Below are 20129 nucleotides of genomic sequence, written 5' to 3'. Positions count from 1 at the left end.
GGCAATGTTATAAGAGAAAAAGGACTAAAAAGAGTGTCTAAAGTGATAAAAAAGGGAACAAAATAAGTAATAACAGCACGTATGTGCTAATTTGATAAGAATAATAAATCAAAAATTATATGAAATATAGAAAAAGTAATGGGATATATAAATTCGAACAATTTTTAAGGTAGTAAAGAGGAATAAAAAGTGACTGAAAAGGGAACAACTCAAACCGAAACAGTCAAGACTAAAAGGTCAATAAACACGTAAAGCGCATAATAGAGGGAAATGAGGTGATAAAAAAGGGAACAATAACGCAGACCGATATGGTCAATGGGCAAAAACAAATTATAGCGGTTAAGTTTACGCATGACCCCTAAATATAGTAAAAAAAACTTGAAGGTGAACGAAAAAGGAATATAATAGAGTTAAAAGTAGCATAAAAGGGAATTTCTTTTTTTACAAAAGGTGAGCAAAAAAGGAATGTATATTTATCTTCAGTAAATGATAGGGGAAATTATGCGCGAAGAAAAAAGAGAGCAGCTTATTTTGAGCAAGACTTATAATAAGTCAAATGAGCTGATAAATGCTATGGGCAAAGGAACTGCGTTAAGCCAGAAACTATTTGCTATAGGAATGCAACATATAAAAGTTGATGATACAAATAATGTAGTAGCGACTATTTATGGAACAGATTTAAGAAAAATGTTTAAATCAAGTTCCGGATCGTTATACGAGCACATAGAAGCATTATGCGACAGGCAGATAAAAGGAGCTACAATTTTTGACTGGAATCTTTTGATCAAGGATAAAGAGAACGGAAAGCTTGAGGCTCATCAGGTCGTTACCGATGCATCATTTAAGAATGGTACGCTGACACTGCGATATAATAATTCCTTGACTGATAAGATAGTCAATCTGAAAAAGGGTTATACTGTCTTAAGCTTAGCAGAAACACTTAGTTTGAAGAGTGTTTATTCTTTGCGCCTATATGAGATGCTTAAATCTGCTTTGGATTATAAGAGTGCTATAACGAAAGGATCCGGGGCGCAGGTTTTTGAGTATGATCTTACTGAACTAAAATTAGAACTGGGAATCATAAACTCAGGTGGAGATAACAAGATAAAGACAGAGCTTGAAAAAGAGTATCCTGATTATGACAGAGTAGCTGAACTTGTTGAGAAAACCGGGCAGACAAAATATAAGGAATACAAAATATTCAATAGAAATGTCCTCAGCAAAGCAAAGGAAGAGCTTAATAAAAAGACAAGTCTTATTATTGATTATGAACCGATAAAAAGCGGAAGAAAAACTGTAGGAATCAGATTTTATGTTGATAAAAAGGGTAATGAAGAAAAAGTCAGCGTAAATAAAGAAATCAATAAAGATGAGGTCATGGATGAACTTATTGAATTTATGCTGGATTATTTTAAAGTAAGAGAAATCAGAGAGATTGCCGAAGCTGCAGAATATGACGTAGATAAAATAAAAAAAGCATATGATTATATGCTTAACTACAATACAACGGTGGAGGTTCCTGTTGCTTTTATGATTGATTGTGTGAGAAACGAGTACTACGCAAATGTTCCCAAAAAGCAGATAAGACCCAAAAATTCATTTAATAACTTTGAACAAAGACAAGTTGACGATTTTGCAGAACTGGAGAGAAAATTATTAGACAACTAAATGTTATATAACACATATATGATATTCATGGAGGATAAATGGAAAAAATAGTTGCAAAGCTGTTGATATATGGGGATTTACCGGAAGATTCCATACTAATGGAGCTTTCTCGTGTTTCAAGAGATCTTCATAGTCAGGACTATAATAAAGAAAATCTTATATCAAGATGTTTCAAGCAAGTAAAAAGATTGTTGGAGTTAGCAACAGCTTGTGCATTTGATAAAAACTTGTGGCAAAGTTATCTTACATATCTTTTGATCATGGATGAAAATCCTTTTAGCCTTACATGCGAGAAGGTTGGTAGCAGAGAGGGTAGTGTTAACCATTTTGCCACTAGTGATTTTCATGCATTTAGAGAGCTTTTTAACTATGATTTTAGTGAAATAGAGAGCGCGCTTGGAATAGATTGTTTTTCATGTATTACGAATTATAAAGCCATAGAAAAACCTGAGCTTATGTACAATAAAAATGTCAGTGAAAAAGTGGGCTATCTTGCAGATGTCTTGAGAAAAGCAAATTCAGATGAAAGTTTTTTTGAAGGGGTAACCGAGTTTTACAGGAGTATTGGTGTAGGCGCTTTCGGATTAAATAAGGCGTTTAGATTAAGGGAACACAATGACGGGAAGATAGAATTTGTGCCAATAAACAACATGGACAGAGTTGTTCTTGATGATCTTGTAGGGTATGAAATTCAGAAACAGAAGCTTATTGCCAATACGAAGGCATTTGTTGAAGGGAAAAAGTCAAATAACGTTCTTCTTTTTGGGGATAGTGGAACAGGTAAATCTACCAGCATAAAGGCCATAGTTAATGAGTTTTATGGTGATGGTCTTAGAATGATAGAGATTTACAAATATCAATTCAAGTTGTTGTCGCAGATAATATCACAGATAAAAAACAGGAATTACAAATTTATTATTTACATGGACGATTTGTCTTTTGAAGAAGATGAATCAGATTATAAATTCCTGAAAGCTGTAATAGAAGGAGGCGTAGAGACGAAGCCCGACAATATTCTTATTTATGCAACGTCGAATCGAAGGCATCTTATTCGTGAAACCTGGAATGATAGAAGAGATGTTGAACAAGACGGAGATATTCATAGATCAGATACTATGGAAGAGAAGCTGTCTCTTGCCAATAGATTTGGTGTGACAATAGGATACTATAAGCCTTCTAGACAAGAGTATTATACAATAGTAAATGAACTAGCGAAGAAAAACGGCATCAATATGGAAAAAGAAGAACTATGTCTTGAAGCGGATAGATGGGAATTAAATCACGGAGGAGTATCAGGAAGAACGGCTCAGCAATTTATCAATCATCTTTTGGGCAAATAAAAAAAACTTTTTGAGATAAGCAAAGAGGTTACGGATTCCATTTTAAGTTAGGACAGTCAAACGCGCATCCTTGTAATTGTTCATTACGAACTTCACATGCGGCGTTTCTACAGTCCTTACATTTGAAGGTATAGTGATATGAGTAGCGCTTTTTACATGCTTTACAGCAAAATGCCATTCCGCTGTTTCTTGCTATAAATGTTCTTCCGCAACCCATACAGATTTTTACAACATTGTGAGACATAAGCATTCTCCTATAATATTATTATCCCAGATATCGCTATATAATCAATAAAATGATGATAAAATGACAATAAAAAATGATAACATGATGGGAATAAAAAATGCATGAGATGAGTTATATATCTAAGATGGTTGCACTGGCTATTGATGTAGCGAAAGAAAACAATGCATCCGGAGTAAAAAGCATAACAGTTCAGATAGGAAAGACGAGCGGAGTTTTGCCTTATTACATGCATAAATATTTTCCGGCAGCTGTAAAAGGAACAATGTTGGAAGACGCGGAACTGATTTGTGAAGAAACCGCGGTAAAGGCTATGTGTGAAGAGTGTAATAGTGAATATTACCCAGATAAAAATAATGGATATTTATGTCCAAACTGCGGAGGAAGAAAGGCACACATTGTTGAAGGAAAAGGAGTAGTTTTAAAAAATGTTGTTATAGAAGATGAATAACTAATATATGTTATATAACACATGCAAAGAGGCCGATTAGGACCTCTTTTTTAAATAAAGACGGAGGAATGATGACAAAAATAGATTTGATCACAGGCTTTTTAGGAGCCGGAAAGACGACCTTTTTAAAAAAATATGCCAAGTATCTTATAAATAAAGGTGAAAAGATATGCGTATTAGAAAATGATTTTGGAGCAATAAATGTAGATATGGTGCTCCTTAATGAAATTGCAGGAGATAATTGCAATCTGGAAATGATAGTAGGAGGTGATGGAGCAGAGGCACATAAAAGAAGATTAAAAACAAAACTCATTGCAATGGGAATGAGCGGATACGATAGAGTTATTATCGAACCGTCAGGAATATTTGATCCGGATGAGCTTTTTGACACCCTATACGAAGAGCCTTTGGACAGATGGTATGAAATGAATAACATTATATGCATATTGGATGCCGAAACGGAGGATAATATATCTAAAGCATCCAGATATATGCTTATGTCTGAAGCAGTGAGTGCCGGAAAAATAATAATTAGTAAAATAAATGATGAGAATACCTACAAAAAAGGCAAGATAGTTGACTTACTGAATAAAACAATAGAAGAATTTGCATGTAATCGTAAGATAGATGAAAAAGATATAATTGCTAAAGCTTGGGACAACTTAAGAGATAAGGATTTTGATCTAATCGCAAGGGCAGGGTATCGAAAGGCTGAATATGTAAAAAGAGCATTTGAAAATGCAGATGCATATCAAACGTTATTTTACTTTGATTTTGATATGCCTATAAATGAGCTTGAAAAAGCAGTAAAAATGATCTTTGGTGATCAGAAATGCGGAAATGTACTAAGAATTAAAGGGTTTATAGACACAGGAGGAATAAAGAAAACAGAGATAAATGCAACAAGAACTAAACTTATGATCGGTGAATCAGAAACAGAAAGAGCAGTTCTAATTGTGATAGGAGAGGCTTTGAATAAAGATAGGTTAAAAAAATATATCGGCGAGCCGTCTATCTGAATAGGTGCAAAACGTTAATATTTATAGTATAATTCATGTTATAAGGTTAACATTTTGACTGTATACAGGAGACAATAATGACAGAATACAGTAAGGAAGGGAAAATTTCATATTCCTCGTTAGATAACATAGAAGACAACGATGTAATATATATGCTTAAGGATCTCCCGGATGCTTGCTGTATTTTTAAAGTATTGACCGATCCTTTTGGTACAGTAAAAGATATGCTGTTTCTTTTCACCAATGAAAAGTATTCACAGCTTGTCGGGATACCGGTAGAGGATCTAATTGGAAACACATACTATAAAACCGTAACCAACAGAGATGAGGATTGGATTAAATATAGTTATCAAGCAGCAATATTACGACAGTCATCTAAAGTGAGGACTTATAATACTCAGTTTGATAAATGGCTGGAATTCTGGTCGGTTCCTGTATATAAAAAAGGATTTTGTGCTTTTGTTTTTCATGACGTTACGGGAGTAAAGAAGAGCGAAGATAATATTAAGCTCGCATCAAATACAAGCAAATTGATAATAGATTGTGCCACTGCGCTTTCTTCTGCTGAGTTTGGAAAGGGCGTCAAAAAGGTACTTATGCTACTTGGACAGACTATTGAAGCAGATAGAGTAGGTGTAATCGAAGTAAAAGATAAGAAAGTAACCGATACTCATGAATGGTTCAATAATGCCGGAGCGAGAACCTTAAATTTGCCCGGGAGAAAAACTTTTGAAGAAGTCGATGTTATATCATTATGGAATCAACAGCTGGGAGATAAGAATACCGTTCTGGTAAAAGACAGTTCGGTTATCAGTAAGCTGAATGAAGATTTGTATAACAGTATCGTTGATGGAAGTATTTCCAGGTACAGCGTTTCTGTTATGAAAGATAATAATGAGGTCATAGGATATCTTGTTGCTGACAATTACGCCGAAGGCTTACCGTTAAATGTCGGTGAAGTTATGGAGTCGGTTGCGATTTTTATATCATATGAGATGAGAAATCGTGCTTTGACAAAAGAAATGACTTATTTGGGAAGTCATGATGCTCTCACGGGACTTGGCAACAGATATGCCCTAAATCAGACACTCCTTGTTTTATCGGGAGTATCGACAATGGCGGGTGTTTGCTATTTGGACATTAATGGGATGAAGACCACTAATGAAACAGAAGGCCATGATGCAGGAGATGAACGCATTAAGAAAACAGCTGATATTTTTGCGTCTGTCTTCAAACGTAAGTACTGCTATAGGATAGGTGGAGATGAATTTCTGGCAATAATACCTGAGATTACTAAAGAGAAATTTGATAATCAGGTGAGCAGGCTTAAAACGAAGACAGAGGATATTTCTGTAGCAATCGGTGCAATCTGGATAGATGATTCAAAAGAGATAAATATTGCCGTCAAGCAGGCAGATGAAAGAATGTATGAAGATAAAGCTTCATACTATAAGAAACATGGTCGAAGGCATAGCGATAAAGTTGAAAAAAAGTAAAATAAAAAGGGTTAAAACAAGAGGTTTTAACCCTTTTTTTATTAGTTATGCGAGGGACGCAGTTATAATTGACATTGAATATACTTCAATTGCGTTACAACCTCGGGAAAGATCATTAATTGGAGCATTAAGACCAAGAAGAATAGGACCATATGCTTCAAAATTACCCATACGCTGAGCAATTTTATATCCAAGATTTCCGGCGTTGATATCAGGGAAAATAAATGTATTAGCATGTCCGGCTACGGGCGATCCGGGTGTTTTCTGTTTCGCTACTCTGGGAGAAACAGCAGCATCAAACTGAAGTTCACCATCGATAGGGATATCAGGGTACTTTTCCTGAGCTTTCTTAGTTGCATTCTGCATCTTAGTTACAGTATCGTCTTTAGCGGATCCTTTTGTAGAAAAAGAAAGGAAGGCAACTTTAGGATTAATACCAAATCTCTGTGCGCAATTAACTGTTTCACCACATATTTCAACGAGCTCATCTTCTGAAGGGTTGATGTTTATTCCACAATCTGCCATTGCGATTACTTCGTTTTCACCCGTAGCAGAAGGGCGTACAAGGATGAAACAAGATGATACTATTGTATTCTCGGGTTTTGTTTTGATGATCTGTAATGCCGGACGAACTGTATCGGCTGTAGAATAAGTTGCGCCACCGAGCAAACAATCGCCGTATCCCATTTTTACAAGCATAGTTCCAAAATAGTTGGTCTGCTTAAGAATCGGAATAGCTTTTTCAGGCGTCATGCCTTTATTTTTTCTAAGTTCGCAAAAAGCATCAACCATTTCGTCAAACTTATCATATTTCTCAGGGTCTATGATTTTAGCGCCTCTAATATTATATCCAGCATCTTCTGCAGCTTTGATTATTTCATCTTCATTTCCCAAAAGAATTGGCTTTAAAAAATTACCGGCGAGCAAACGAGAAGCTGCTTCGAGGATTCTTGGATCTGAACCTTCGGGAAAGACAATAGTCTTAGGGTCAGCCTTAAGCTTCTGAATCATATCTCCAAATCCGTACATTTATCTTCCTCCTTATATATCAGGTATTTATCATTTTGTAAGCGCATACATATTTTAGACCCATGATAATTAAAATAATTTGATTTCGCTCAAGTTTTACATTAATATATTAGAATATAAAAAACAAGCGAGGTAGGTTTGTATGAACATGAATCCTATGATGATATTGCAGCTTCAGCAAAGGTTGGGGTTGTTTCAAAACGATCATCCTAAAGTAATGCCTTTTTTAATGGCTGTTGGAGAAAACGCAATGCAGGAAGGAACCGTCATTGCGATGAAAGTCACCACAGCTGAAGGAAAAACTATTGAATCCAACATAAAAATAAATGCAAATGATGTTGAAACAATGAAAATGCTTATGGATATGGGGAAACAATAATATCGCAATCAAAAAAGCTTTTCGTAATAACCGTCTTTTTGCTTGAAACCAACCTTGGAAAGGTAAGCTTTGTGATTAACATCGTTTCCGCGGTAGGTCATAGATTTAATACCTTCATCCGGGAGTTTTGAGATCAGAAATTTACCGATAGAAAAGTCTCTATATTCGGGAGTCGAATAATCAAGCATTATATCAAGGTTATTATCTTCAAGTCTTCCTAAAAGAACACCGGCGGGATTGCCTTTGTGGCAAACGGCGTAGCCGGTATCGGCAGTTGAGAAATCGAGCGGATTTCCAGGGAAACATTTTTGGATATCATCTTTATAACAGTCGATAAAATAGCTAATGACAGAATCTCCCTTATTGAGCTTTATAAAATCATATTCAACAGAGGTATTACTCATTTTTACAAGATAATAGATGTTGATAAGAACTAGGCATAAGTTCATCAACGCAGTAGGATATGAGTGAATGATAAAAGCATAAATAGTAAAAATGATGCTTCCTATAGAATTTATTATTCTGAGCTTTACTACAGAGGCCATCAAAAAAGACACTAATACCAGTGCTGATCCAAGATAACCAATAGCTTCTATGATCATATTTGTATTCATGACAATATCTCCTCATAATTATTTTATGTGACAATGGTATGATATCAAAAGATTACATGTTGTTCAAATTATGATAAAATCTTATTGTGTAATTCGATAATTGGTTACTGGATTTATGGAAGGAGATTTCTATATGGGAGATACCAGAACTGATCTTATAAACCAGCTTGCGGCCAGCATGGGCGCGGGGGATTATGCGAAAACACGATTTGAGGAGTCAAGGTATGACCCGGACACCGGCACGCTTTATTGCGATGGTTATGTAATTTCTAAAACGGTTATTGAAGAGGCAATACAGCATTTCAATCTTATGCAAAAGAAGTGTGATATGAACGATCCGGCATCCAGACATATGGCGCTGATATATAAAACCGCGATTGAAGGAATCAAAAGACTAAAGGAAAGTAAACCGGATATACCGAAGTAAAAAAACGCCGTGAAGATATATGTCTTCACGGCATTCTTATTATGCTTTAGCTAAAAGAAGTTTTTCCAAGTAAGCAATTCTTGCACATACTGTAAATATGTCAGCAGCCTGTTCAAGTTCTTCCAATGGTGGAAGAGAAGGAGCAAATCTTATAACAGAATCATCAGGATCCATATGATAAGGGAAAGGAGCTCCCGCGGGGGTTAAAATAACACCTGCTAGCTTTGCGAGTTCGACGATTCTTGAAGCAGTTCCTTTAGGTGCCTCATAAGTAATGAAATATCCGCCTTTGGGATTAGCCCAAGAACCACAACCAATTTCACCAAGATCTCTTTCCATAGTCTTAGTTACAAGCTCAAATTTAGGACGTAAGATTTTAGCATGCTTTTTCATATGTTCATCAACAGACTCGACATCCATAAAGAATCTGGCATGACGAAGCATGTTTACTTTATCATAACCGATTGTCTGAACAGTCATAGTCTTCTTGAGTTCCTGCCTGTTAGCATTATTACATGCTATAGCAGCGATTCCTGCTCCTGCGAATGTAATCTTGGATGTAGAAGCAAACTCAAATGCAAGACTAGGGTTATCTGCTTCCTCACATTCATGAAGAATATTAAGAATTTTGCATTTCTCTTTATATAAATGATGTACTGCATATGCATTGTCCCAGAATATTCTGAAGTCTTTAGCAGCAGGCTTAAGATTTGCCATGCGGCGAACTACTTCATCTGAATAAACAATACCTTGGGGATTTGAATACTTTGGAACGCACCAGATTCCCTTGATAGAATCGTCTTTTGATACAAGATCCTCGATCATATCCATATCAGGACCATCATCATGCATGGGGATATTGATCATTTCAAAGCCAAAGTGCTGAGTTATAGCGAAATGTCTGTCATATCCGGGAACAGGGCAAAGCCATTTTACCTTATCAAGCTTACACCAGGGAGTGCATCCGCCGAAACCAAACATATAACCACGTGCAACAGTGTCAAACATGATGTTCAATGATGAGTTTCCGCATACGATTACTTGCTCAGGCTGGCAATCCATTATTTCTGCCATAAGATGCTGTGCTTCTACGATACCTTCCAGGCATCCGTAGTTACGAGTCTCAACACCATTCATGCATTTCATAAGAGATTTTCCATCTAATATATCAAAAATAGGCATAGAAAGATTGAGCTGTTCAACAGATGGCTTTCCGCGGCTCATATCGAGCTTAAGGCCTTTAGCTTGCCAGTCCTTATACTGCTGAGAAAGCAGCTCTTTTTCCTTCAATAATTCCTCTTGTGACAGTTCGCTGTATTTTTTCATAATTCATCCTCGTTGTTGTATACAAGTATTTTTGCATAATCCTATCGATATTATTACAACATCACTCCGTCAAGTCAAGGGGAAATCTTTATAGGTATTAAATTATTAAAGAAAAGGGTTTGTCAAAATAGCGCATTTGCTGCAGATTGAACGGCATCATTGACTTTGATGTTCATTTCATCAGAAATAGATATTCTGAGCATGTCAATAACACGATTATCAATAGAGTAACCGAGTCTGGATGCGTGTTCACGTAAAGAGTCTTTTTGAGAAATCGAATTATCTTGGTGAACAGTAGAATTAAGCATTTTAATGGCCTTAAGAGAGTCATAGACTTCGGTAAATTCAGGACCGAGTTTAGCTTTGATATCATCTCCTAAATCCGATGCTTTTGAAAGGGGATCATTATTGAGATATGTACTTGTAATTCTATCTACTGAAGATAGAAAGTTATAATCCATCATTTTCTTTTCCTCTTATTATTTTTAATCTTTCAATATATCGGCAGACAAAAAGGATTCATTACCTTTTTTCTTCTTTTTTTATTTTTCCAAAAAAGAAAAATAAAGGACGATATTCGCCAAAGTCAGTATTTATATGAGTTTGCACTGCAGATATACTTTTTTTAACAATAAAACCTTTTATATATGGTGGAGGGAAAAGAAATGAATAGGAAATTATATAAAAGCTATGATCGAAAAATCTGTGGAGTATGCGGTGGAATTGCAGAGTTTATGGATGTCGATCCCACTATTGTTCGCCTGATCTGGGTGTTGGCATCGCTTGGCGGAGGAATTGGAATTCCGGTATACATTGTTGCGGCAATCATAATGGACGATAAGCCGGATTATATTGACCAGTAAGCGTTGGTAATAGGAGTAACGGATTATGATGATATTGTTTTTTGTGTTATTTTTTATTATTTTTGGAAAAATGATAGGCTTTGCTATAAAAGCATCTTGGAGCATTTTTAAAGCAATAATGTATTTGGTATTCTTCCCGTTTATCTTGGTAATGCTAGTGGTCGGTGGTATGATCTACGTGGCATTTCCTTTGTTGATAGTGTTTGGGATAGTAGGATTGCTTAGTAATGCATAAAGTAAATTTTTTAAATACCCACCTTCATGGCAGTGCTTTTGAAGGTGGGTATTCGTTATTTTCGATATTCATCGTAATCATCATAGTCATCATATTCTTCATACTCGTCGAATAAAGGCTCCGGTTCCTCTTTAGGTTTCCTTACAAAGAGATACATGACCCTGCTGTTATGAAGGATAAAGAGAACTACCAATATAAACAGATGAGTATAAAAAATACCTACTATATAATAGTTTCTTTCTAAAAGATATCCCAGTTTAAATCCCAGAAAGCTTAGAGAGCTCGAAACAAGGAGGCCGATTATTAAAAGTGGAGAATGATAAAGCGCACTTTTTAATGCATTTATAAAATCCATAAACGAAGCATCAAAATATATAAATCTACCGATCATGAGCCCGAGATAGTACATCATAACAGGACTGTATTGGCTTTCATCTCCAATTGTATTATTGAGAAACAGGAGGATTATAATAACATAGAACATACCCAGCATTCGTATTGAAGCTTTTTGTTCTTTTGAAGGCATTTTTAGAGGGATAATCAGCTTGTCGATTATTGTATTCGCAACACAGGATAGACATATAAGCAGTAATAATATGAAATCCTTGCTATTGTCCCATGTACTAATAAATTGATCAAAACCATAGTATCTACCGCTTTGACCTGTGACAGTAGCGTATACGTGGTTCACGATTACATATGAACAGGCAAACATCATTACAGATGTTGCAGAGATCATCATTTCAATAAAAAGCTGAATGTTTAAGTGAAAGTTTTTAAAAAAAAGAACTTCTTTTTCTTGTTTAGTCGGTTTGCGCTTTTTCCCCGAAGGATTAGGTGCGTAGGACAGTTTGGTTCCGATATGAATTAATAGAGCGCATATCGCTATCCCTGCAATGGTGATGAGTAGGAATATCAGTTTTTTGTAAATAGTAAAATCCGGGTTAATGTACTTTTCTAAAGACATGATAAGACTCCTTTTATAAATGCGTTAAAACTGATTATATCTAAAAAAATCAATTTAGAAAAGGTTTTCCTCTCCCCATTTCTTGAGTTCGAGAAGAATTGGAATTAAAGTTTTTGCCTTAGCGGTAAGCGAATATTCTACTCTAACAGGCATTTCCGGGTATTGAGTTCGGATAACAAGGCCGTCATTCTCAAGATCTTTTAACGAATTTGCAAGCATAGTGTTCGTAATTCCAAAAATCTCACGGTTAAGCTCGCCGTATCGAACGACTTCTCTATTATCTATTAAGCAAAGAATGAGAATTTTCCATTTTCCACCTACAATATCCAAAACCTTCTTTAAGCCACATTTTTCACCGGCAATATTATTGCAAAGGGATTCTTTTTTCATATAAGTCCTTTCTATGGTATGGTTTTTGATACCAAGTTAGTATAATCTGCGTAGTTGATATATTCTTTATACTACCTATAATATAATTACCGGTAAATAAAAACAAGTATTATTTGATAGAAAGGCGTTTAGGGAAAACCTGAACGAAATGGTGAATTATATGGAATACATTTTTACAAAAGAAAACTTTAATGAAGAAGTAATGAACAGTGATATCCCGGTTCTTGTAGATTTTTATGCTGATTGGTGCGGACCTTGCAAGATGATGGGACCGGTAGTAGAAGAATTGGCAAAAGAATATGAGGGGAAAGCTAAGATTGGTAAGGTTAATGTTGATGAACAGCCGGAGCTTGCTGCAAAATACAATGTCATGAGTATCCCGTTCTTTGCTTTTATAAAGGGCGGAGAGCTTGAGGAGAGTGAGCTTGGAGCAGTTTCTAAGGAACGACTTGCAGGAACTCTTGATAGACTAATCTGATCCATCCAGATGCTAACTGCTGCAAAATGCTATATACTTAAATATAGGCGGTCAGTTTCCGGGAAGGAAGATTTCGTATGGAATATTGTGAATTCATAAATGGTCTTGAAGTGTTGGCGACATATAGCGAAGAGAGCATAGAAGAGATATATGTTCCTTTGTTGAAAAAACTTGCTGAAATACATAATAAGAAAGGGAATCGTGTAATCGCTATGATTGCGGCGCCTCCCGGAGCCGGAAAAAGTACGTTGGCAAGTTTTCTGGAGTTTTTGTCGAAAGACGTTATACCCGAGAAAACAGTAAAGGCGCTTGGCATGGATGGATTTCACAAAAGACAGGAGTACTTGCTTTCACATGCGACTATTATTGACGGGGAAAGGGTTCCGCTGGTAGATATAAAAGGAGCACCGATTACTTTTGATCTGGAGAAATTGAGAAGTAGCATAGAAGAAGTAGCAAAGGGAGGAGTATGCGGGTGGCCGGTTTATGACAGGGTTTCGCATAATCCTATAGAAAATAGAATAAGGGTAGATACAGATATAGTTATAATTGAAGGAAATTATCTACTTCTGGATACAAAGGGATGGAGAGATCTTTCTTCATATGCTGACTATACAATATCTATTATTGCAGGAGAAGAACAACTCCGAAAAAGGTTGATTGCGCGTAAGAGAGCTGCCAGTGGTTTTGCCATGGATAAAGTGATTAAATTTGTAGATTTTAGTGATATGGCGAATGTGTGGCTATGCCTGGGAAATACAAAGCCGGCTGATATTGAATTGGTATTAAGAGATGATGATCAATATACATTACTTAAACGTGAAGGAGGCTAATCATGGCAACTATCAAAAAGGCTACTACATCTAAGAAGAGTACTTCCGGAACAAATAAAGCGACTACTTCAAAAGCAAAAAGCGCTAGCACAAATAAGCCCAAAAAGACAGGGACTTCCGCTTCCGCCAAGAAAAGCACCGGTTCATCTGTGAAAGTTACTGCAGCAGAGAAAAAGCTTTTAGAGCTTTACAGAGCTGCTGACGCAGATACAAAAAAAGCAGCATTGGCTATATTGAAAGGAGAGAAGACTCAATTAGGTGGCATATTAGAATCCATTCTTGAGAACAAGACAATAATGAACACTGTCACAAGTCTTTTTAAATGATGATTTAATTATCATAACAAGCCGTGTATTAGCGCGGCTTGTTTGTGTATGCGCCGAATCTATTATGACAATGAAGGAGTTATGATTATGAAACATTATATAATAGCAAAATTTAAGGAACACATTGACTGGAAGAGTCAAATGGAGGGAATTAAGGAATTATTTGAAGGATCCACCAATGTTGAAGGTGTTTCGGGGGTTAGGATTTATCCGTCTTGTTCGGATCGGTCAAACAGAGCACATGTTATGATTGAATTGCAATTATCCCCTGAGGGGCTTGAGAATTTTGACAATTCTCCCATACACAGCGAATGGAAGATTAGATTCGGAGATATGCTTGAAGGAAAGACAATTTTTGATTGTGACTAAGTGTTAAATTTTATAGCTGATCAATAAATATAGATAGTGTAGAAAGTAAAATAAGCCGCACACGCTATTTCGCAAAATTTCCGTTTTACGAAATAGCGTGTGCGGCATCTAATATACATATACAAAAAAGCAGCAGAGACTTATTGATCTGTATATGAATAGACTTCTCTTTTTGCATTCTGATAATTAATTCCGGCTCTGTCAAACAGTTCTGTTATGGTAACAAATTCATATCCCTCCCTAAGCAGGTCCGGAATAATTGTATCAAGAGCTTCTACAGTGGCATCATTTCCTTCAAGATCATGAAGAAGAATAACTGCTCCGTCTCTGGCGCCTTCAATAATCAGCCGTGCGCGTTCGGAAGCCGGAACTTCAGGATCCCAATCCAGACCGTTGTAGCCGCTTATGAATACTAATGGAATTGTATCCATCATAAGATCGTTCACATAGATATAGGGAGGCCTGAAGAACGTAGGCTCTTTCCCGGTGTATTCGACAATTCTTCGAGAAGTTTCCTTAATCTCGGCGAGAATTGTTTCTTTGTTGAATTCCCGCATATCGGAATGCGTAAGCGAATGGTTCTGAATATCGCATCCGTGCGCGATTTCTTCTTTGATAATATGCGATCTCTCAGGAGTCATGTTCTCTCCTATTAGGAAAAAAGAGGCCACAACGCCGTATTTCTTTAATTTATCAAGAACTTGTAATGTTGTTGTATCGGAAGGACCATCATCAAAAGTAAGTGCGATATATTTCTTCTTGTTATCCATGAAATTTGCCTCCATTATTGTGCTGATACGTTAGCTTTCTTATGCCATATTACTTCTAGAGAAGGGGTTCTGGAAGGCACCGTAAGAGCAATATCGTCAGTGACTCTGTTAAAAGAAGAATTGCCACCGTGAACATTTCTTTTAAACACAGGAGTTCCGTCACCTTTAAGAAAAGCCGATACGTACTCCTTTATAGAATGTATAGGATAGGGGAAACTCATACCCCCCATGTCATCTTGTGAAAAATTATGAATGTCCGATCCTGCTGAAAAGAGAAAATTCCGGTCATTCGCGTATTGGTAACCTAGAGCGTCTTGCCAGTCAGGGTTTCCAGCATTAAAAATTTCAGCGCCATCACATACTTCTGGAGTAAGATGAATTGCCTTTAGATATCCTCTTTCTCTGTATGGGTGAGCTTGAATCATTATTCCGCCGGCGCTGTGAATCGCTTCGTAAACTTCAAATCTGTCTTTTTGCATAATATCGGGATTGGATAGAAGCCAATCTTCGTCTACACCGTATAGTAGATATTCATCTCCGTCAAAATTATACTCGATGCCAAAAAAGACTGCTAAGCCCTTGTTTTTTGCAGCTTCTTCCGCATGTTTGTAGCCACTGCAATATAGTTCAACTTTTTTATCCCAGGGAAGATCTTTAGGAACGGCGCAATTACCATTAAAAAAATGGTCTGTTACAATAATACCGCTATATCCAAGGCCTATCATGTAGTCAATATAATCTTCGGCCGGAGTGTTTGAGCAGGCGCTTCCTTCCATAGTATGTAGGTGTGTTTCGTAAATGTATTCCATGATGTCTTTATTTTATTTACTCTTTCTATCTTGCCGGAATAGACTATTACCTGTTTGGATTGAGCAGATTTTCACATCCATAAGGCGCATTGACCAGATTATTGTTTCTTATGCTGCAAGTCGCGTTTCTGCAATCTCTGCACCTGAAACTGATGTGATTTCCGTATAATCTTTTGCAGTTAAATGAGCAAAAAACCTTTCTCCCTTCGCGGGCTGTAAATGTTCTGCCACAGTTGATACAAATTCTTTTTATGTTATTAGCCATAATAAAACCCCTAAATTGTTATATAACTTAAATACATTATATATAATATGTGTTAAAACACATTATTACCAAATGCGATAATTGCCGGATAATGCAAGGAAGGCAAACAAATATAAGCAATTATCATAGTATCTTCGAACGCCTTTTCTAAGAGGCTGATTCCAAAACCATTCAACCCATTTTTTTGCAGTAGAAAAATCACTGTTTTCATTATTGCTGTATGGAATAGTCAATGCGCTCTGAGCCATTGTAGCTATTAGTCCAACAGGATGGAGAACGGGTCTTTCTAGAGGCGTTCCGTCAACTTTGTAAGCGCATCTTGCCGCTTCAAGATCGGTTTTAAAGAAATTCATCATCTTAAACGGAATCGAATATTGCCCTTTATCGATTCCAAACCATTCGGCGTCTAGACCGATATTTGCGGCCGTTCTATATGCGTCGCTGAAAAAGTCACCGAATTGTCCCCAAGGTAATTCTTTATTCATCGGGCTTCCATCAAAATTAGCATATTCGGCGCTTAATCCCGTCTCAGGATGGCACGCTGTTACAAGGAAGTTTCTGCTTGCTTCTGCGGCTTTTTTAAAGAATTCCCTATCTTCTTCATATGCCCAAAGAGCAAACAGATCATAAAAATGCGGAAGATGATAGGATGGATCGGTAAAGCCAATTCCCGGGACAAATAAAATCTGGTAATTATCCTTATTCCACATGGGAGTGCCTACTCTATCGTTTTCACCCTTGTGTATGCATGAATGAAGAAGCTCCTTGGCTTCTTTGCTATATTCAAAAATTCCGTCCCGATCGCCCCATCTGTGTGAAGCAAAAAAGAGTGCCATAGCATAAAACTCTTCGCCGTCGGGAGCTGGTCCGTCGGCATTTTTCTTACCATCTGTTTGACATGACCAAGCAAAATACCCTTCATTCTCTCCTTCTGTCATGAACATATATGTTTTTGACCATTTCCAGATTCGATCAAATTCTTCTTGCATATCAAGCTGAACACACATCATCATTCCATATGACATGCCCTCTGTTCTGGCGTCATTATTGCCGGTATCAGTCAGATACCCCATATCATCGCCGGCTTCATGATATATTCGTTCTTCTTCGTCATAGAAAAAAGTATTTACAATTTCTTTTAAACGTGAAGAAATTTCCTCGTCTGTTTTTCCGATTTCTTTAAAGATATTTCTGTATTTGCCTGAATCAAATGCTCCCATTATAAATAATAACCTTTCAATTTATTAATAGTAATTACTTGGTTGAAATATAATCAGAATAGCTCATTCCGGTATACTTTTTAAAGCATTTACTAAAATAATTCGGGTCCGGAATTCCAACTTCTGCGGCTATCTGATACATTTTGATGTTAGATTTTGCTATTTTTACCGCTTTTTTCATTCGCAAGTCATTTAGGTATTCTACAAAATTCTTGCCGGTGTCTTGTTTGAATTTTCTTGATAGATAACTGGCGCTGAAGCCAAAATATTGTGCAAGAAAAGTAAGATTAAGCATTGAGTCCGTAAAGTTATCTTCTACGTATTTTTTAATAAGTTCGGTCGAGTTATTTTCATCTGAATTCTCGGTTTCTATTTCTGCCTTAGAATCTTCCCAAGAATCTTTAGATTCATCTAACCTCTTTTTAGCTCTTTCCAGTACATCGGAAATCTCCGCTCTTACCATAGGCTTAAGCATATAATCAAAAACGGGCAGACTTACGCATTTTCTTGCATATTCAAATTGATTGATTGCTGTCATGATTATAATGATCAGATTCGGATATCTGTCTGTTGCGGTTTTTGTAAACTCTATTCCATCCATAAAAGGCATGGAAATATCAACAAAAGCAATATCAGGCTTTACATCGTCAATAACGTTTATAGCTTCAATGCCGCTTGCGGCTTCTCCGACAACTTCCATGTTAAGAGTATCCCATTTGATGCCGGCTCTCATGAGTTTACGTGCAGACTCTTCGTCGTCAATTATCATCACCCTGTATGTTCTGTTCATGTCACTTTACCCCATAATGGCTTGCATACGGAATAACAAATTCAATTTCCGTATACTCACCGATTTCGCTGTTTATTATTACCACGTCTTCTTTATCATAAAAGATTCTTATTCTTTCTATTGTACCCCATAAACCAAAACTCTCTGCGTCGAGTTCATCTTGATTTATCTTTTTTCTGGAAAGAATCTTTTCTATCTGATCCGCGTCCATACCCACGCCTGTATCTCTTACGCTTAGATGGAGTTCATTTTCTTCCATTCGGCTGGATATCCTTATTATACCTCGTTCACCTTTTAAGCGTATACCGTGATATATACTGTTTTCCACAAGAGGCTGCAGGATTAACTTAGGAACAATGAAGTTCTCAGTGTCCTCCGCAATATCATAAATATCTTCTATGATATCTCCGTACCTAAGCTTTTGAAGCGCAATATAATCTTTAACTATGCATACTTCTCTGGACAAGGGAATTTCCCTGTCTCCTTTACTTAGGAAGTTTCTGTAAAAGCTGCCAAGTGTTTCAAGTGCATCGTGTACCCTATCGGCGCCGGCATCCATCGCAAGAAAACCTATGGTTTCTATGGAATTATATAAAAAATGCGGCTTTATCTGCTCTTGGAGCACTCGCATTTCTGCTTTTTGAAGTGTTTTCTCTTTTTCTATAAGTGTAGCAATCAGTTCGTTTACATGGTCGATCATGCTGTTATAATCTGTCTTCAACATGTCGAGTTCGTTACTAGACATATCTATGTTGATTTTTTTAAGATGTCCGGAGCGTTTGTTTCTTTCCATTGAACTTGAAAGCTCAAACACTGGATCTGTAATATTCTTCTGAATAAATCTGGCTACATATATTGCCATCAATATAAACACCACCAGCAAGAAAAGTAATGCGTATATAATCTTGTACGGAATGCCTTCCGATCCGTACGAAGAAACTTTGAGAATAACAATCGGAAGATTGCTTACATTACATCCTGATATCAGGATCCGCTCATGATCAAGGACATCATTCTTATGCACCATCTGAGCGGAATCAAATCCGGTTTCAAAAAAAGGAACCAGCTCTTTATTTCCTGCCAAGTATGTACCATCGATTCCCATTATACATATATCGCTGTAATGTAGCTGATTTAGCATCTTTTGATATACCGAAGCGGATATATTCATTAACATAAGTCCGCGTCTACGCTGAGAGTCAATATCGTATATAGCTCTTCCAACAGTCACAACAGGCTTGTTATCCGCTCTTGTAGCTATTTTATTACTGTTAAGCGAGACCACAGCTCGTCCTCTTCCGTTGTAGATATCTTTTTTCCATATATCTTGTTCGATCAGAGGATGGTTATATTTATATGAAAATCTATCGGTAACTACTCTTTTCATATCCTCGCGAAAGACAATAACCGAATCCACGCCCTCTTTTACATTAAGAATACTCATAATTCCGTATCTGGCGTCATTGATCATTCCGATATCTACATCGTCTGTGTCCGCCCTAAGAAATGTTACTAGTCTTCCTTCAGTCATGATAAGTCTTGAAAGGTCTATATAATTCTTGGTTTCGGAATAAATATTATTGGAGAGTGTTTTTATAACGCTCTCTGCTTCGCGAATTCCATATTCTTTTCTCTCTTTTTCAGTAATGTAATATGTGGAAATCAGAAAGGAAACAATGGCAATAAAAATAATCCCAAAGATAACCTGCTTAAGACTGGATGACAGGGATGTTCTCTTGCTATTGTTATCATAGAATTGTAAGAGATTTTTCTTTATGTTCATATATCGCCCCTCAAAACTTCCTCCACATAATACCTCTT

The 20129-nt window shown here is 36.7% G+C and carries 24 protein-coding genes; 12 read left to right on the top strand and 12 right to left on the bottom strand.

Annotated elements, in window-relative coordinates:
- Positions 1-501 precede the first annotated feature (501 nt).
- Together D6856_RS14975 and D6856_RS14970 are read left to right on the top strand one after the other, a co-directional pair.
- Positions 502-1668 (top strand): replication initiation protein, encoded by a 1167-nt coding sequence (locus D6856_RS14975; RefSeq protein ID WP_092248867.1) that lies wholly within the window; start codon positions 502-504, stop codon positions 1666-1668.
- A 38-nt stretch (positions 1669-1706) separates the two neighbouring features.
- Positions 1707-3008, top strand: a complete 1302-nt coding sequence (locus D6856_RS14970) for an ATP-binding protein (RefSeq protein WP_120687558.1) — start codon at positions 1707-1709, stop codon at positions 3006-3008.
- Positions 3009-3036: 28 nt separating this feature from the next.
- On the opposite strand, the gene D6856_RS14965 is transcribed toward D6856_RS14970, so the two are convergent.
- The gene (locus tag D6856_RS14965) at positions 3037-3252 is read right to left on the bottom strand and encodes a hypothetical protein (protein ID WP_092248862.1); all 216 of its coding nucleotides are present in this window, start codon (positions 3250-3252) and stop codon (positions 3037-3039) included.
- 100 nt (positions 3253-3352) lie between these two features.
- Between D6856_RS14965 and hypA the strand changes: the two genes are divergently transcribed.
- The 3 genes from hypA (at position 3353) to D6856_RS14950 (ending at position 6218) form a co-directional block, all read left to right on the top strand.
- Positions 3353-3703, top strand: coding sequence for a hydrogenase maturation nickel metallochaperone HypA (gene hypA / locus D6856_RS14960; protein WP_243114105.1), 351 nt, complete (start codon positions 3353-3355; stop codon positions 3701-3703).
- 71 nt (positions 3704-3774) lie between these two features.
- Positions 3775-4722, top strand: coding sequence for a GTP-binding protein (locus D6856_RS14955; RefSeq protein ID WP_120687557.1), 948 nt, complete (start codon positions 3775-3777; stop codon positions 4720-4722).
- Between the two features lie 77 nt (positions 4723-4799).
- Positions 4800-6218, top strand: coding sequence for a sensor domain-containing diguanylate cyclase (locus tag D6856_RS14950; protein WP_120687556.1), 1419 nt, complete (start codon positions 4800-4802; stop codon positions 6216-6218).
- A 45-nt stretch (positions 6219-6263) separates the two neighbouring features.
- Here D6856_RS14950 and pta read toward each other — a convergent pair whose 3' ends face one another.
- Positions 6264-7247 carry a phosphate acetyltransferase gene (pta, locus tag D6856_RS14945; protein ID WP_120687555.1) on the bottom strand — a complete coding sequence of 328 codons (984 nt, stop codon included), beginning with the start codon at positions 7245-7247 and terminating at the stop codon, positions 6264-6266.
- 142 nt (positions 7248-7389) lie between these two features.
- On the opposite strand from pta, the gene D6856_RS14940 reads away from it, so the two are divergent.
- Complete coding sequence (locus D6856_RS14940; RefSeq protein ID WP_120687554.1) at positions 7390-7626, top strand: hypothetical protein; 237 nt, start codon at positions 7390-7392, stop codon at positions 7624-7626.
- Positions 7627-7634: 8 nt separating this feature from the next.
- Here D6856_RS14940 and D6856_RS14935 read toward each other — a convergent pair whose 3' ends face one another.
- Entirely contained in the window at positions 7635-8240 is a 606-nt protein-coding gene (locus D6856_RS14935) for a YgjV family protein (RefSeq protein ID WP_092248984.1), read from the bottom strand.
- Positions 8241-8373: 133 nt separating this feature from the next.
- Here D6856_RS14935 and D6856_RS14930 point away from each other — a divergent pair, with 133 nt between their 5' ends.
- Positions 8374-8667 (top strand): hypothetical protein, encoded by a 294-nt coding sequence (locus D6856_RS14930; RefSeq protein WP_092248981.1) that lies wholly within the window; start codon positions 8374-8376, stop codon positions 8665-8667.
- Positions 8668-8706: 39 nt separating this feature from the next.
- On the opposite strand, the gene D6856_RS14925 is transcribed toward D6856_RS14930, so the two are convergent.
- Positions 8707-9993 carry an aminotransferase gene (locus D6856_RS14925; RefSeq protein WP_092248978.1) on the bottom strand — a complete coding sequence of 429 codons (1287 nt, stop codon included), beginning with the start codon at positions 9991-9993 and terminating at the stop codon, positions 8707-8709.
- A gap of 122 nt (positions 9994-10115) precedes the next feature.
- Positions 10116-10457 (bottom strand): hypothetical protein, encoded by a 342-nt coding sequence (locus tag D6856_RS14920; RefSeq protein WP_092248975.1) that lies wholly within the window; start codon positions 10455-10457, stop codon positions 10116-10118.
- A 201-nt stretch (positions 10458-10658) separates the two neighbouring features.
- Here D6856_RS14920 and D6856_RS14915 point away from each other — a divergent pair, with 201 nt between their 5' ends.
- Positions 10659-10856 carry a PspC domain-containing protein gene (locus D6856_RS14915; RefSeq protein WP_092248972.1) on the top strand — a complete coding sequence of 66 codons (198 nt, stop codon included), beginning with the start codon at positions 10659-10661 and terminating at the stop codon, positions 10854-10856.
- Positions 10857-11146: 290 nt separating this feature from the next.
- On the opposite strand, the gene D6856_RS14905 is transcribed toward D6856_RS14915, so the two are convergent.
- Both D6856_RS14905 and D6856_RS14900 read right to left on the bottom strand, forming a co-directional pair.
- Positions 11147-12058 (bottom strand): hypothetical protein, encoded by a 912-nt coding sequence (locus D6856_RS14905; protein WP_120687553.1) that lies wholly within the window; start codon positions 12056-12058, stop codon positions 11147-11149.
- Positions 12059-12112: 54 nt separating this feature from the next.
- Positions 12113-12448 (bottom strand): winged helix-turn-helix transcriptional regulator, encoded by a 336-nt coding sequence (locus tag D6856_RS14900; protein WP_120687552.1) that lies wholly within the window; start codon positions 12446-12448, stop codon positions 12113-12115.
- Positions 12449-12596: 148 nt separating this feature from the next.
- Between D6856_RS14900 and trxA the strand changes: the two genes are divergently transcribed.
- The 4 genes from trxA to D6856_RS14880 all read left to right on the top strand — a co-directional run bounded on the left by trxA (position 12597) and on the right by D6856_RS14880 (position 14454).
- Complete coding sequence (trxA, locus tag D6856_RS14895) at positions 12597-12926, top strand: thioredoxin (RefSeq protein ID WP_330392994.1); 330 nt, start codon at positions 12597-12599, stop codon at positions 12924-12926.
- 77 nt (positions 12927-13003) lie between these two features.
- Positions 13004-13759: a nucleoside/nucleotide kinase family protein gene (locus D6856_RS14890; protein ID WP_120687551.1), complete on the top strand. Its 756-nt coding sequence runs from the start codon at positions 13004-13006 to the stop codon at positions 13757-13759.
- 2 nt (positions 13760-13761) lie between these two features.
- Positions 13762-14085, top strand: a complete 324-nt coding sequence (locus D6856_RS14885; RefSeq protein ID WP_120687550.1) for a hypothetical protein — start codon at positions 13762-13764, stop codon at positions 14083-14085.
- A gap of 87 nt (positions 14086-14172) precedes the next feature.
- Positions 14173-14454 (top strand): Dabb family protein, encoded by a 282-nt coding sequence (locus D6856_RS14880; protein WP_120687549.1) that lies wholly within the window; start codon positions 14173-14175, stop codon positions 14452-14454.
- Between the two features lie 140 nt (positions 14455-14594).
- Here D6856_RS14880 and D6856_RS14875 read toward each other — a convergent pair whose 3' ends face one another.
- From D6856_RS14875 to D6856_RS14850, 5 genes are all read right to left on the bottom strand, one after another.
- Complete coding sequence (locus D6856_RS14875) at positions 14595-15224, bottom strand: polysaccharide deacetylase family protein (RefSeq protein WP_120687548.1); 630 nt, start codon at positions 15222-15224, stop codon at positions 14595-14597.
- 14 nt (positions 15225-15238) lie between these two features.
- Positions 15239-16033, bottom strand: a complete 795-nt coding sequence (locus D6856_RS14870; RefSeq protein WP_120687547.1) for a PHP domain-containing protein — start codon at positions 16031-16033, stop codon at positions 15239-15241.
- Between the two features lie 330 nt (positions 16034-16363).
- The gene (locus D6856_RS14860; protein WP_120687545.1) at positions 16364-17518 is read right to left on the bottom strand and encodes a glycosyl hydrolase family 8; all 1155 of its coding nucleotides are present in this window, start codon (positions 17516-17518) and stop codon (positions 16364-16366) included.
- Positions 17519-17552: 34 nt separating this feature from the next.
- Positions 17553-18308, bottom strand: a complete 756-nt coding sequence (locus D6856_RS14855) for a response regulator transcription factor (RefSeq protein WP_120687544.1) — start codon at positions 18306-18308, stop codon at positions 17553-17555.
- Position 18309: 1 nt separating this feature from the next.
- Positions 18310-20091 (bottom strand): sensor histidine kinase, encoded by a 1782-nt coding sequence (locus D6856_RS14850; RefSeq protein ID WP_120687543.1) that lies wholly within the window; start codon positions 20089-20091, stop codon positions 18310-18312.
- Positions 20092-20129 lie beyond the last annotated feature (38 nt).

It is taken from the genome of Butyrivibrio sp. XB500-5 (assembly GCF_003625505.1).
Classification (GTDB): domain Bacteria; phylum Bacillota; class Clostridia; order Lachnospirales; family Lachnospiraceae; genus Butyrivibrio.
Note: the sequence above shows the minus strand (reverse complement) of the source record. Positions and strands in the feature narration are given on the sequence as shown.